The sequence below is a fragment of the Dysgonomonas reticulitermitis genome, assembly GCF_054601275.1.
Genome location: NZ_BAAHWU010000028.1, coordinates 25,096 through 40,483 on the forward strand (window position 1 = coordinate 25,096; position 15,388 = coordinate 40,483).

Here is a 15,388-nt window from a genome sequence, read left to right on the forward strand (position 1 = left end):
TTTGCTGTAGAAACAATGGAAATGCCGAAGTATAATATCGGATAGTTTTATCCTATCTGGCTACCGGGTGTAACATTCTTAGGCGGTTGTATCAGGGATAGCGTTCCGTCGGTATCTTCTACCGAAAGCAGCATCCCTTGCGATTCCACTCCTTTCAGCTTGCGAGGTTCCAGGTTGGCTACAAAACAAACCTGTTTGCCAACAAGGTCTTCCGGCTTGTACCATGCCGCTATGCCCGAAATGATCGTGCGCTTGCTCATACCATCGTCTATCAGGAATTGAAGCAGTTTGTCTGCTTTTGGCATTTTGATACATTCCAATACTGTACCTACACGCAAATCGAGTTTAGCAAAATCATCGAAAGCAATATTTGCCTTTTGCGGTGCGACTTTCACTTCTGTGGCTTCGTTTGCTTTCTTGGTATCTAAAAGTTTTTGCACTTGTTTTTCTATTGTTTCATCTTCTATTTTAGAGAACAATAATTCCGAAGCATTCAATTGATGTCCCACAGGAAGCAGGTCTATTCGTCCCAACTGATCCCATGTCAGATTTTCCATGTTGATAAACTGGCGAATCTTCTTCACGCTGAACGGAAGGAATGGTTCGAAAGCAATAGCCAGATTGGCTGTTATCTGTAAGGCAATGTTCAGTATTGTTTCCACGCGCGCCATATCTGCCTTTGCCACTTTCCAAGGTTCTGTATCTGCCAGATATTTGTTCCCGATGCGTGCCAGATTCATTGCTTCCTTCTGCGCATCTCGGAAACGGAAAGTATTCAGATAGGATTCAACAACCGTTTTTACATCGGCAAACTCTTTTAGGGTTTCCTTGTCGTAGTCGGTCAGTTCATTGGCTTGGGGTACTTTATTGTCAAAATATTTTTGAGTCAACACTAATGCCCGGTTGATAAAATTACCGAGTATGGCCACCAATTCATTGTTATTTCGTGCCTGAAAATCTTTCCACGTAAAGTCATTGTCTTTTGTCTCCGGAGCATTGGCAGTAAGTACATAGCGAAGTATGTCTTGTTGTCCCGGAAAATCTTCAAGATATTCGTGCAGCCATACCGCCCAGTTGCGGGATGTAGATATTTTGTCACCTTCCAGATTCAGGAACTCGTTTGCAGGGACGTTTTCCGGCAAGATAAACGAACCTTCGGCTTTCAGCATGGCAGGGAATACAATGCAGTGGAATACGATATTGTCTTTCCCGATGAAATGTACCAGTTTTGTATCTTCCGATTTCCACCATTTTTCCCAACTGTCGGGCAATAACTCGATTGTATTCGAGATATATCCTATCGGCGCGTCGAACCATACATACAATACTTTGCCCTGCGCGTCAGGCAGCGGAACAGGCACACCCCAATCAAGGTCACGGCTTACGGCACGTGGTTGCAAGCCCATGTCGAGCCACGATTTGCATTGTCCGTATACATTCGGTTTCCATTCTTTATGGTCTTCGAGTATCCACCGACGGAGCCACGATTCATGCTTGTCGAGTGGCAAATACCAGTGTTTGGTTTCGCGCATCACCGGAGTAGAACCGGATATGGTGGAACGTGGATTTTTCAGGTCGGTAGGACTAAGCGAAGTCCCGCACGATTCGCATTGGTCACCGTATGCGTTCGGGTTGCCGCAATGAGGGCATTCGCCCATAATGTAACGGTCGGCGAGGAACATACGGGCCTCTTCGTCGTAATATTGTTCGCTGGTTTTTTCTTCAAATTCTCCCTTATTATATAACTTAAGGAAAAAATCGGAAGCCGTTTCCTTATGTATCTCCGAGCTGGTACGCGAATAAATATCGAACGCGATACCAAAATCGGCAAATGATTTTTTGATAATCGCATGATACTTATCCACAACATCCTGAGGGGTTACACCTTCTTTTTTTGCCCGGATAGTAATAGGCACTCCGTGTTCGTCCGATCCGCCGATATGTATAACTTCCTCTCCTTTCAGTCTGAGGTAACGGACATAAATATCCGCCGGAATATAAACACCCGCAAGGTGCCCTATATGTACCGGTCCGTTAGCATATGGAAGAGCCGAAGTAACAAGAGTCCTATTGTATTTCTTGGTCATATATGATAGTTTTTTTTATTTTTTATTTTTAGAACCACAAAGATAGAAACTTAAGGGCAAAAAACATGTAGTGTAAAATGTTTTTTACTCACAACTATTTTTATATTTTTGCCCTGTCGAAACATAAAATCGGGACAATAAATGACACCAGTATACGAATATAAAATGAAAGTGCGTGATTATGAATGTGATGCGCAGGGTATTGTAAATAATGCTAACTATCAGCATTACTACGAAGTTGCCCGTCATGAGTTCTTGGAACAACACGGTTTGAATTTTTATGAATTGCACGGGAAAGGTATCGATGCCGTAGTGGTCAGCGTATATATCCGTTACAAGCACTCTTTGCGGGGAGCCAATGATTTTATTTGCACCGTGGACTCTGTTGAGAGGGATGGGGTACGGATTATCTTCAATCAAAAAATAGTTCGTTTGAAAGATAATAAAGTATGTTCGACCGCCAGGGTTGAAACGGCATGTATGATAGATGGAAAAGTAAAAAAGCCTGAAATTTTTGATCAGTCATTAGCAAAATATTTAGAATGAAACAAAGTTTATTCCTTTTCGTTTTCCTGCTTTCTTTGGCTGCTTATCCGCAATCAGCGAAGGAAAAAGGTTTGCAGACGATAAATAGACAGGCAGCTGAGGCTCATGTCGGCTTTTTGGCAAGTGATGCCCTCGAAGGACGGCAAGCCGGACATCGTGGCGGGCGAATTGCAGCCGGGTATATCAAATCACAACTGCAAGCTATAGGGGTATCCCCTTACAGGGAAACTTATTTCCAACACTTCGAAGCTTACAAGGCAGACGGGCGGAAACGTTATTCTGTCAATCCCGATTCTATTGCTAAATGGACGGCAGGTAAAACATACAGTAAGGTAGATTTGCAGAATGTGTTTGGGGTTATTGAAGGAAAAAACGAGTCCGGGTTTGTAGTCGTAGGCGCTCATTACGATCATCTGGGAATCGGTGAAGCTGTGAATGGCGACAGCATATACAACGGCGCTGACGATAATGCATCCGGCGTGTCGGCTGTATTGCAGATTGCTAAAGCATTTGTAGAATCGGGGCAGCAACCCGGACGGACTATAATCTTTGCTTTTTGGGATGGAGAAGAATCTGGATTACTCGGTTCGGAATATTTTATGCTCAATTGTCCGGTTACTTCTCAAATCAAAGCTTACCTGAACTTCGATATGATCGGGCGTAACAATGATGAGTCGAATCCTGAACATGTCGTTTTCTTCTATACAGATTCGCGTCCGGCATTCGGTGACTGGCTTCGAAACGATATTCGTGATTACGGATTAAATCTGAAACCTGATTACCGTCCCTGGGATAAACCTGTTAGTGGTAGCGACAACGCGTCTTTTGCCAAGAGAGGGGTTCCCATTCTTTGGTATCATACCGATGGGCATCCTGATTATCATAAACCGGGCGATCATACAGATAAAATAAATTGGAATAAGCTTGTAGATATCACCAAAGCTGCTTACCTTAACACTTGGAATTTGGCAAATTCAGATGCCTATTAGTTACTTGATACAATATAACTATATGAAAAACAAGATATTATTAGCACTTTTATTCATTCTGCCCTCATTTGTTTTTTCTCAGTCTGCCGAAGAAAAAGGTCTTTCGTCAATAGTCAGGCACGATGCCGAACGATTTATAACTATTTTGGCAAGTGATAGCCTCGAAGGACGAAAAGGCGGGGAACCCGGAGGTTTGAAAGCAGCGGAATACATTCGTGCCGAACTGAAAAGCATGGGAGTGAAACCTTGGAAAAAAGATTATTTTCAGCCTTTTACAAGCACAAGTTTCAGAGCTACATCGAACGAAATGCGTAATGTTTTGGGATATATCAGGGGAAAGAACGCGAATGAAGTGGTGATGGTTGGCGCACATTACGATCATATTGGAATAAGAAAGACCCCGATAGATAACGACAGTATATTCAATGGAGCGGATGATAATGCTTCGGGTGTGGCAGCCGTATTGCAGGTAGCGAAGGCTTTTATGGCATCGGGGCGACAACCCGAACGGACGATCATTTTCGGATTCTGGGATGGTGAAGAGATGGGACTGTTAGGTTCATATCACTTTGTAGACGATTATTATAAAAATATTCCTATCCCGTTAACAGCAGCACCTGAGATAAAAGCATATATCAATTGCGATATGGTGGGAAGGAACAAGGATGATAATACAAAACACGTTATCGCCTACTATTCTCCCGAAAAGGAGATATTCCAGACATGGATAAATGACGATATAGAGGGTTATAATCTAAACTTGGAACCGGAATTCCGTTCAATGGATAATCAGAACGGAGGCAGCGACCATATGCCGTTTATGTCGGCAGGAGCGCCAATCATCTTTTATCATACCGACCTGCATAAGGATTACCACAAATTGACGGATCATTCCGATAAAATAAATTTCGATAAAGTAACCGAAATAGCTAAAGTCACCTTCTTGAATATGTGGCACATGGCTAACGAAGAGGATTATTGATTGGCCGATAAGATAATGGATAGCTCTGTCTTTGCGGGCGGGATATATTGTTCGTCTTTGCGAACGTAGTGAAGCAATCCATAAAAAGAAATAAATTTAGATGGGTCTGCCCTAATTAATAGCACCCTTATTTCTTTATTCCAAAATAAATTCCCATTTTTGTATTAAATACCAGTTCGGCCTATAATTTTAGGAAAGAAGGTATTTACTTCCCCCATGTTGTATAGAGTTTAGCCGGCTAAACTCTGTATTAATTTATTTGTATTGTTTTTTATAAGTGGTTTCTTTTACGGAGAAGGTATGTTATGATGTCTGACCGGTATAAGAACTGAAAATAAACTTTTGGACAAAGGATTATTCCGGTGATCTTTTTTCCTGAAAATATAAAACACTTTTACTCTATATTATGAACATTATTACAAGAAATTTTTTTTATACCATTTTGGTATGCCTTATCTTTCCAACCATCACAGAAGCACAGGAAGCGTTGCCCTACTGGAAAGACGTAAGCGTTGTAGGAGTAAATAAAGAGGCTCCGCGTACTACATTTATGAGTTACGGCAATGCAGCCGATGCTGCTAAATCTATTGCGGCGCCGTATTCTCATTACGAAAACAGTCAGTATTATTATCCGCTCAACGGCACATGGAAATTTTATTTTGTAGATGCTTATAAAAAGCTGCCTGCGAATATTACCGATCCAAACACCAGCCTTAGCGGATGGACGGATATAAAAGTTCCGGGCAACTGGGAACTTCAGGGGTATGGCGAAGCCTTCTATGTAAACCATCCATACGAGTTTGCGACATATAACCCGACTCCTCCGCTGTTGCCTGAAAACAATCCGGTGGGAGTCTACCGCCGCGATATAGATATTCCGGCCGATTGGATGAGCTTGAGCCGTGATATATTTTTGCATATCGCCGGAGCTAAATCGGGTGTATACGTATATGTTAACGGAAAAGAAGTAGGATATAGCGAAGACTCAAAAGATCCCGCCGAATTCCTGATAAATAAATATCTTAATCCGGGTAAAAATGTACTTACCCTCAAAATATTCCGTTGGAGTACAGGTTCCTGGCTCGAATGTCAGGACTTCCTGCGTATGAGTGGTATCGAGCGCGATATATTTATCTGGTCGCAACCTAAAACAGCAATCAAAGATTTCAGGGTGGTTTCTACCTTGAATGATACATATAAAGATGGTATCTTCAAGCTGGGCATCGATTTGAAAAACGCCAATCCGACAGATGAAAATGTTACTGTGAAGTATGATCTTACAGATGCCGCCGGTAATACTGTTACTTCCGGTTCAAAGTTTGTCGCAGTTAATGCAAACGGAGTCACTACCGTGGACTTCGGTTACACATTGCCGGATGTGGCCACATGGACTGCCGAAAGCCCGAATCTTTATAAGCTGATGATGACGGTAGAAGTGGGCGGCATGGTTGTAGAAGTCGTTCCTTTCAAAGTCGGTTTCCGTAAAATAGAAATTAAGGATAGCGGAATGAAAGTTAATGGTAAAAACCTGAGACTATTCTATGTAAACAACCAACCTATCAAACTGAAAGGTACAAATATCCACGAAACTGGAGAAAACGGACACTACCTGACTCCCGAACAAATGCGCCGCAACTTCGAACTGATGAAGTTGAACAATATCAATTCGGTGCGTCTGAGCCACTATCCTCAGGATCGTAAATTCTATGAAATGTGCAACGAATACGGTCTTTACGTCTACGATGAAGCCAATATCGAATCTCACGGCATGTATTACACCCGTTGGCCGGACGATATGCGCAAAGGCGCGGTAGGGCACATCGATGGCCGGAAACGTGGTACTTTGGCGCATAACCCCGATTTCCTGGAAAGCCATTTGTCCCGTATGAAAAATATGTTTGAGCGTAACAAGAATTATCCTTCAGTAACTATCTGGTCGATGGGTAACGAAGCCGGAAACGGATACAACTTCTATAATGGTTACGTACTATTGAAAGAACTGGACAAAGACCTGACGGCGCGCCCTGTAAATTATGAGAGATCGCTGTGGGAATGGAATACAGATATGTACGTGCCTCAATATCCTACGGCAAAACATCTGAAAAATTGGGCTGAAACCGGAGGAAATCACCAATCGGGCTATGCGGTACCTGTTGTTCCGTCGGAATATTCCCACGCTATGGGTAACTCGAATGGTAACTTGTACGACCAATGGGTGGAAATATATAAATATCCGATCCTGCAAGGCGGATATATCTGGGAATGGATAGACCATGCCGTGAAATATGAAAAAGACGGCAGGACAATATGGGCATATGGCGGCGACTTTGGTAAAGACCAGCCTTCGGACGGGAACTTTGTGGCCGACGGAATTGTCAATCCCGGCCAAGACCCGCATCCGGCAATGGCAGAGGTGAAATATACGCATCAGAATGTGGGCTTCGAAGCAGGAGATCTGAGCAAAGGGCAGGTGAAAATCAAGAATCGTTTCTACTTTACCGATTTGTCAAAATACAATGTGAAATATCAGATTTTGGAGAACGGAAAAATAATTAAAGAAAGCCCTCTGAATCTTAGCCTTGCGCCGCAAGACTCCGTAATTGTAAATATCCCTGTGGAGCAATTGAAAGCAAAACCGGGTGTAGAATATTTCGTTAATTTCGAAGTTACGTCAAAAGTAGCCGAACCTCTTGTTCCGGCAGGGCATGTTATAGCATACGATCAGTTCGTGTTGCCTGTAAAAGAAGAAAAATCAGCTTATACAAACACGAACGGGCCTAAGCTTTCTGTATCCGAATCAGGGAACAACCTGTCGGTAACATCATCGAAAGTAAACTTTACGTTCGACAAGCAACAGGGCATCGTAACTTCTTACAAAGTAGACGGAATGGAATATTTTGCCGGTGGATTCGGTATACAGCCTAATTTCTGGCGGGCGCCGAATGATAATGATTATGGCAATGGCGCGCCTCAACGCCTGCAAATATGGAAAGAATCGAGCAAAAACTTTAAAATCGCTTCTGCCGTAGCAAAAATGGAAGGTAACACAGCAGTTATGTCCGTTACTTATGCCCTTGCTGCCGGAAACTTCTATATCGTAAATTATAAAGTATATCCGTCGGGTATCGTGAATGCAACGGTCAGATTTACTTCTGCCGACGCGAATGAGCGGGAGGCTCAGCTTTCGCGCGAGGCTCTCGAGTTTACGGCTTTGGGTAGTACAACCGTAGGCGCCAGCCAGCAAAGATCTAAAACCGCGAAACTGGAAGTACCTCGTATTGGCGTCCGTTTCCGCCTGCCTGCGACGATGAATCAGGTGCAATATCTGGGACGCGGGCCACAAGATAACTATGCCGACAGGCATATGGGTACGATCGTTGGTTTATACAAGACTACTGCCGAAGATATGTATTATCCGTATGTGCGTCCTCAGGAAAACGGACATCATATGGATACCCGTTGGGTAGCATTGAATACCGGTAAAGGCGAAGGTCTTCTTATCGAAGCGGATAAAACCATCGGCTTCAATGCTTTGAGAAATTCAGTGGAAGATTTTGACGGCGAAGAAAATAAAAACGTTGATTACCAATGGCGAAACTTCTCACCGGAGGAAATAGCAAACAACGATCCGGAGAAAGCCAAAAATGTACTGCGCAAACAAACACATGAAGCGGATATTGTACCCCGCGACTATGTCGAAGTATGTGTGGATATGAAGCAATCGGGTGTTGCCGGACATGATAGTTGGGGAGACCGAGTATTACCTCAATACAGTATTTTTGCTAATCAGGAATATAATTGGGGATTCACTCTGATTCCGATAAATAATCCGGCTGAAGCTGTCAAAAAAACAGGATTAAAATATTAAGGGCTATTTGAAATGCTTAAATGCGTCATTAATTTTTACTGAGTGCTTAAAAATGTTCGAATCTGTATGAATTGAATCTAAAAAAAGGCTTAATTTAGCATAAGTCTTTTTTAGATTCGGTTTCTATTGCTGTATAATAATGTATAATTAAAAATACGATATAATGAGAAAACACAACTTGATAATTTTAATTAGTTTTTTATTTTGCTTTTCGCTGGCAATGTCCGCCCAGAAACAATTTACGTTGAAGGCTCCTGATGGAAAACTGGAGGCTAACATTACGGTCGGAAAAACGGTAGAATACACTGTCGCTCACAAGGGTGATATTATGCTCGACAAATCAGCCATTGCTTTACTGTTGAACGATGGTACGGCATATGGTGTCGATACCAAACTATCAGGATCGTCAACCAGGGCTGTCAATCAATTTATCAGCTCGCCTATTTACAAACGGAGTCGGATTACCGACAATTACAACGAGCTGACCCTTAAATTTAAGGGAGATTATAACATCATCTTCAGGGCATATAACGATGGTATAGCCTACCGTTTTGTTTCGGCCTCTAAAAAGCCTTTCGAAGTGAATAATGAAAAAGCAGAATTTAATTTTCCGGCCGGTCAAAAGATTTTCGTAGCTTATGCTAATAAGCCCGAAGGCGCACTCGAAAGCCAATACATGAATTCTTTCGAACAACCGTATCATAACATCGCTTTATCAGATTGGAATAAAAAACGGTTAGGTATTTCTCCGCTTGTGGTCGAGGGGGCGAACGGAAAAAAAGTTTGTATCGTAGAAGCCGACCTGATGAATTATCCGGGCATGTTCTTGTACCCTGCAGACGCAGCGAATGGTCTGAAAGGTGTATTTGCTCCTTATCCTGAAAATGTTGAGCAAGGAGGACATAATATGTTGCAGGAACTTGTCAGATCGCGTGAATCATATATCGCTAAATATGACGGAGCAACGAATTTTCCTTGGCGAGCTGTGATTGTTGCCGAGAAAGACTCTCAATTGGCTGATAACGATATGGTTTATAAACTGGCAACTCCATCTCAGGGAGATTTCTCATGGGTAAAACCCGGAAAAGTAGCGTGGGACTGGTGGAACGCGTGGAATTTGTATAATGTCGATTTTCGTTCGGGGGTAAATAATGAAACATATAAATATTACATCGATTTTGCTTCTGAATATGGTATCGAATATGTTATTCTTGACGAGGGCTGGGCTGTTAACAAAAAGGCCGATTTGCTTCAGGTTGTGCCCGAAATAAATTTGAAAGAACTTGTAAGTTATGCGAATAGTAAAAATGTAGGGCTTATTCTTTGGGCAGGTTATTATGCGTTCAACAGGGATATAGAAGGCATCTGCAAGCATTATAGCGAAATGGGTATCAAAGGTTTTAAAGTAGACTTCATGGACAGGGATGACCAGCTTATGGTCGACTTTCATCACCGGGCAGCGGAAATAGGAGCTAAGTATAAGATGCTGATTGACTTTCACGGCACATACAAGCCTACAGGGCTACAACGTACTTATCCGAATGTTATCAACTTCGAAGGGGTGAATGGCCTGGAACAATTGAAGTGGTCGACCGAAGAATTAGATCAGGTGACGTATGATGTTACAATTCCATTCATTCGTCAGGTAGCCGGACCTATGGATTATACACAGGGCGCTATGCGTAATGCCGGCAAAGGAAATTTCCGTCCGGTAAGCTCGGAGGCTATGAGCCAAGGTACACGTTGCCGTCAGTTGGCGGAATATATAATTTTCGAATCGCCGCTTAACATGCTTTGCGATAACCCATCGAATTATATGGCGGAAAAGGAATGTACAGAGTTTATTGCTTCTGTTCCCACCGTATGGGATAATACTATATCGCTGGATGGGAAAATAGGGGCGTATGTGGCAATTGCGCGCCAAAAAGGAGGAGATTGGTACGTAGGCGCTCTTACCAATTGGGCTGCCCGCGATATGGAACTGGATTTATCTTTTTTGGGTGAAGGAAACTTTAAAGGCGAAGTGTTCAGGGATGGAGTAAATGCCCGCCGTGTAGGACGCGACTACAAGAAGGAAATAATCGATATACCCGCAAACAGGAAGCTGCCGATTTCGATGGCTCCGGGCGGAGGTTATGTTGTGAAAATAACAAAACGCTGAGAGAGTATCTCGTCATTGCGAACGGAGTGAAGCAATCCAGAATATTATTATATCCGATATACTAGATTGCTTCACCTTGCAGGCTCACAATGACGAGAGAAGCCCGTTGCCGGCGCGGAGAAATAGAATTTTTTGTAATATGGCTTTTTCATTTTATTCTAGATTTCAGATGTTATAAATTCTTCTAAAATTTGAAATTATGTGCACAGAAAAGAAATCCGTAAAAGAAATCCTAATTTATGGACTTATTTATCCTGCTATTTTAGGTTCTATGATATATGATTTATTTCCAACAAAGGGAAAAGGCTTTGTGTTTGATATGTTGTTTTTCATACAATGTTTTATTGTCGCTATGTATGTTGCAGACTATTGTCATTTATATAAAAATCTCAAGGAGAAATACCCTGGAGAAATAAAAAAGAGTTATTATTACATTCCCGATTTATTGGTTTCAATATCTTTATGGATAGCTTTCAAATTCTCAGATAGATGCTTATTTATTACAACAATAGGAGTGGCATTTGCTTCAATTTGTTTTCTTATCTATGCTTGTAAGTTAAATTACCATAAACCTTTTTACATAATTTACTTTGGAGTAAGCATTTTTTTGGGAGTATGTTCTCTATTATTATATATGTTGTGTAACGAATCAGAATCAACCACCGTTATAACATCGGTCTTTATCATTATTATATCGGGACTATATATCGGCTATGTGGTATTTATTAATTGTAAATGTTTGAAAGATAAGAAATCCTAATCCTAAACTATCGTTGGCATGGATAAATATCCGCGCCGGCAGGGTTTTAGGCTACCAATGACGAGAGAACGACTATTACTAAAATAAAACGAAAGAGGCACAAGATAATTCCTGTGCCTCTCTTTATTATTATTGTTTTTTTTACTTCACATTCTTGATCCATTCTCTTGCATTGACGAATGCTTCCATCCAAGGAGTAAAATCATCTTTACGATGTTCGAAAGGATGGTGTCCGCACTGCCAGGGGAACAGAGCCCGTTCCGGATGCGGCATTATAGCCAGATGGCGTCCGTCTTTGGAAACGACCCCCGCTATATCATAATCGGAACCGTTCGGGTTACCCGGATATCCGCTGTAAATGTATTTAGCGATAACGTTGTATTCCGATTCGGCCTTCGGCATGGAGAAACGTCCTTCACCGTGCGACACCCAGATGCCTATCTTGCTGCCCGACAATGAGCCGAACATAACCGATTTGTTCTGAGGAATTTCTACCGTTAAATAGATCGATTCGTATTTATGGGAATTGTTGTGTTCCATCTTGGGCTTCACATCATGCTCCGGATATATAAGGCCAAGTTCCATCATCAGTTGGCAACCGTTACATACTCCGAGACTCAATGTATCTTTGCGCCCGTAATATTTACGGAGGGTTTCTTTGGCTGTTTCGTTATAGATAAAGCTTCCTGCCCAGCCTTTCGCCGAACCAAGTACATCCGAATTGGAGAAGCCGCCGCAGAAAACGATCAGATTTATATCTTCCAGTGTTTCCCTGCCCGACGCAAGGTCGGTCATATGTACATCTCTTACATCGAATCCGGCAAGATACAGGGCATAAGCCATCTCACGTTCGCTATTCGTACCTTTCTCGCGTATAACGGCAGCCTTTAGTCCGGTAGGAGCCGTTCTGTTCGGATTAATTCCGTATTGAACAAACCTGCCTGTAAATGACGGGTTGAAGTTGAATTGTAATGGCTGATTCTTATAATTTTCGAAACGTTCTTTGGCAAGTTTCTCACCTGATTGTTTCCTGTCGAGCAGATAGGACGGTTCGAACCATACATCACGCAGTTCGTCGATATTAAATTCCTGTACGAAAGTATCTTTCTGAATAACCAGTTTGCGGTCTTCTATCGGTCGTGCTATAATGCCAAAACCGATGCCGTAGTCGTCAAGAATTTTTTCTACCAGATGATTGTGTTTTATCTGAAGCAATACACCCGGATTTTCGGAGAACAATACTTTGATCAGGTCTGCATGGTGTAACTTGTCTAAGCGTGCTTCAAGACCTCCGTCCGGATTAGCAAAACACATTTCCAGCATGGCTGTCACCAGACCACCTGCCGATATATCGTGACCGGCAAGCACAAGCCCCCTGTCAACCAGTTCCTGTACAGCGTTAAAGGCATTCCTGAAATATTCCGGATCTTTCACTGTCGGAACTTCTTCTCCTACTTTGCTCATTGTCTGGGCAAAGGCCGAGCCTCCCAGTTTGAAAGTATCGAACGAGAAATCGATATAATATAAATATGTTCCTTTGATGTATGCCAATACGGGCGATACGATCTTGCGGATATTTTTCACTTCGCCGGCGGCGGAAATAATCACTGTACCCGGAGAATAAACTTTTTCGTCACCATATTTCTGAGTCATCGACAAGGAATCTTTTCCTGTCGGGATATTGATTCCCAGCTCGCAGGCAAAATCGGAACAGGCTTCTACGGCTTTGTATAAGCGTGCGTCTTCGCCGGGATTTTTGCATGGCCACATCCAGTTGGCGCTTAATGAGATTCCTTTTATGCCGTCCTCTATCGGTGCAAATACTATGTTTGTCAGCGATTCGGCTATTGCCAGCACCGATCCTGCCGCGGGATCTACCATTGCTGCCTGTGGCGCATGACCTATCGAAGTGGCGATACCTGTTCTTCCCTTATAATCGAGAGCAACAGCGCCAAGGTCGCTCAGCGGTAGCTGAATTTCTCCTTGTGTTTGCTGGCGGGCGACTTTTCCCGTTACGGAACGGTCTACCTTATTTGTCAGCCAATCTTTACATGCCACAGCTTCGAGCCGGAGCACATTCTTTATATATTCTTCCAGTTTGGAAATCTCATATTCGGGATTCGCATATATTTCTTCGATTGTTTCATCACGCATAATAGTTTTTGGCGCTTTGCCGAAGAAATCTTCGAGTTTCAGGTCGATAGGGCGTTTTCCGTCAGCCTGTTCGAATACAAACTTCATATCGTCTGTGGTTTCGCCTACTATATACATCGGCGAGCGTTCGCGGTCTGCTATGCGCTTGATGCGTTCTGCCGCGTCGGCCGGAATGAGCAAGCCCATACGTTCCTGACTTTCATTTCCTACAATTTCTTTCGACGAGAGGGTTGGGTCGCCTATGGGAAGTTTCGATATATCTATTTTCCCACCTGTAGCTTCCACTAATTCAGACAGGCAATTCAGATGTCCTCCCGCGCCGTGGTCATGGATAGATACGATCGGGTTGTTATCCGATTCGGACAGGGCGCGGATGACATTCGCTGCACGTTTCTGCATTTCGGGATTGGCACGCTGAACGGCGTTCAGTTCTATACCGCTCGAAAATTGCCCTGTATCCACAGACGATACCGCGCCACCACCCATACCGATACGGTAGTTGTCTCCTCCGAGAATAACTACTTTTTCGCCCGGTTTAGGTTCACCTTTCAGGGCATCGCGCTTGTTAGCGTAACCGACACCTCCGGCGAGCATGATTACTTTGTCGTATGCAAATTTCTTTTGGTTTTCTTCGTGTTCGAATGTAAGTAACGATCCGCAGATAAGAGGTTGCCCGTATTTGTTGCCAAAATCGGAAGCTCCGTTCGACGCTTTGATCAGAATTTCTTCCGGTGTCTGGTATAACCAAGGGCGTTCCGGTACGGCTTCTTCCCATTGTTTGCCTGCTTTTGTGCGTGGATAAGCTGTCATATAAACGGCCGTTCCGGCAATTGGCAAGGAAGCTTTTCCTCCGCCTAAGCGGTCACGTATTTCGCCTCCCGAACCGGTGGCTGCACCATTGAACGGTTCTACTGTGGTAGGGAAATTGTGCGTTTCAGCTTTCAGGGAGATAACCGATTTGATCGGCTTCACCTCGAAATAACTTGGTTTGTCTCCATCTGCCGGAGCGAACTGTTCTATTTCGGGCCCCTTGTTGAAAGCAACATTATCTTTATATGCTGAAACTAATTTATTTGGATTGGTTTGCGATGTTTTCTTTATCAGTTTGAACAGAGAACTTTCTTTTTCTTCTCCGTCTATAATAAATGTTCCGTTGAAAATCTTGTGGCGGCAGTGTTCGGAGTTCACTTGCGAAAAGCCGAATACTTCGCTGTCGGTCAACTTTCGGCCCAATCTTTGGCTTACACTGTCCAGATATTCGATCTCGTCGCTGCTCAACGCGAGTCCTTCCTGTTGGTTATATAGTTCGATATTATCAATCTCGATGATCGGTTCGGGTTTACGGTTAATAGTAAACACATCCTGATTCAGTCCGTCATAAATACGTTGAAGCATAGGGTCGTGCTCAGCATCGCCGGTATTTACAGGAAAGAACTCTTCGATACGCACAATGCCTTCGATTCCCATATTTTGGGTTATTTCTACGGCATTGGTACTCCACGGAGTGATCATTTCCCTGCGCGGACCAACAAAAAAGCCTGAAACTTTATCAGAATCAAGCATAGTTGCACCACTAAAAGCCCATGTCAGGCGCCGGATGAAATCGTTGTTTAGTGTCGAGTTTGTTTGAACAGCAATAATACTTTTGGAAAGGGTCTGAAAGAAAGAAACCATATCTGTATTTCAAGTTAATATTTTACTAAGTGAACCTGTATGCAAACCTACATAAAAATCTTCGATTTTTAGGCCAGTTGTATAAAAAACCAAGACCACCCTTATCTTTATAGGCTGAGTGGTATCAGCGTGTGATCCACAGATTGTAATTATTTACCGTGGTCTAT

7 protein-coding genes are annotated in these 15,388 nt (G+C 43.0%); 5 read left to right on the forward strand and 2 right to left on the reverse strand.

The genetic code is table 11. From position 1 onward, the window contains the following. Positions 1 to 47 precede the first annotated feature (47 nt). Positions 48 to 2,087, reverse strand: a complete 2,040-nt coding sequence (metG, locus tag ACYPZI_RS10860) for a methionine--tRNA ligase (RefSeq protein WP_459601461.1) — start codon at positions 2,085 to 2,087, stop codon at positions 48 to 50. A 141-nt stretch (positions 2,088 to 2,228) separates the two neighbouring features. Here metG and ACYPZI_RS10865 point away from each other — a divergent pair, with 141 nt between their 5' ends. The 5 genes from ACYPZI_RS10865 to ACYPZI_RS10885 all read left to right on the forward strand — a co-directional run bounded on the left by ACYPZI_RS10865 (position 2,229) and on the right by ACYPZI_RS10885 (position 10,633). After that, entirely contained in the window at positions 2,229 to 2,633 is a 405-nt protein-coding gene (locus ACYPZI_RS10865; protein ID WP_459601463.1) for an acyl-CoA thioesterase, read from the forward strand. After that, positions 2,630 to 3,622: a M20/M25/M40 family metallo-hydrolase gene (locus ACYPZI_RS10870; protein ID WP_459601465.1), complete on the forward strand. Its 993-nt coding sequence runs from the start codon at positions 2,630 to 2,632 to the stop codon at positions 3,620 to 3,622. Before ACYPZI_RS10865 ends, ACYPZI_RS10870 begins: the two co-directional genes overlap by 4 nt. A 22-nt stretch (positions 3,623 to 3,644) precedes the next feature. Beyond that, on the forward strand, positions 3,645 to 4,604 hold the full coding sequence (locus ACYPZI_RS10875) for a M20/M25/M40 family metallo-hydrolase (protein WP_459601467.1): 960 nt from the start codon (positions 3,645 to 3,647) through the stop codon (positions 4,602 to 4,604). A 406-nt stretch (positions 4,605 to 5,010) separates the two neighbouring features. Continuing rightward, complete coding sequence (locus tag ACYPZI_RS10880; RefSeq protein ID WP_459601469.1) at positions 5,011 to 8,472, forward strand: glycoside hydrolase family 2 TIM barrel-domain containing protein; 3,462 nt, start codon at positions 5,011 to 5,013, stop codon at positions 8,470 to 8,472. Between the two features lie 163 nt (positions 8,473 to 8,635). Continuing rightward, on the forward strand, positions 8,636 to 10,633 hold the full coding sequence (locus tag ACYPZI_RS10885; RefSeq protein WP_459601471.1) for a glycoside hydrolase family 97 protein: 1,998 nt from the start codon (positions 8,636 to 8,638) through the stop codon (positions 10,631 to 10,633). Between the two features lie 901 nt (positions 10,634 to 11,534). Here ACYPZI_RS10885 and purL read toward each other — a convergent pair. Then, positions 11,535 to 15,221, reverse strand: a complete 3,687-nt coding sequence (gene purL, locus ACYPZI_RS10890) for a phosphoribosylformylglycinamidine synthase (RefSeq protein ID WP_459601473.1) — start codon at positions 15,219 to 15,221, stop codon at positions 11,535 to 11,537. Positions 15,222 to 15,388: the final 167 nt, after the last annotated feature.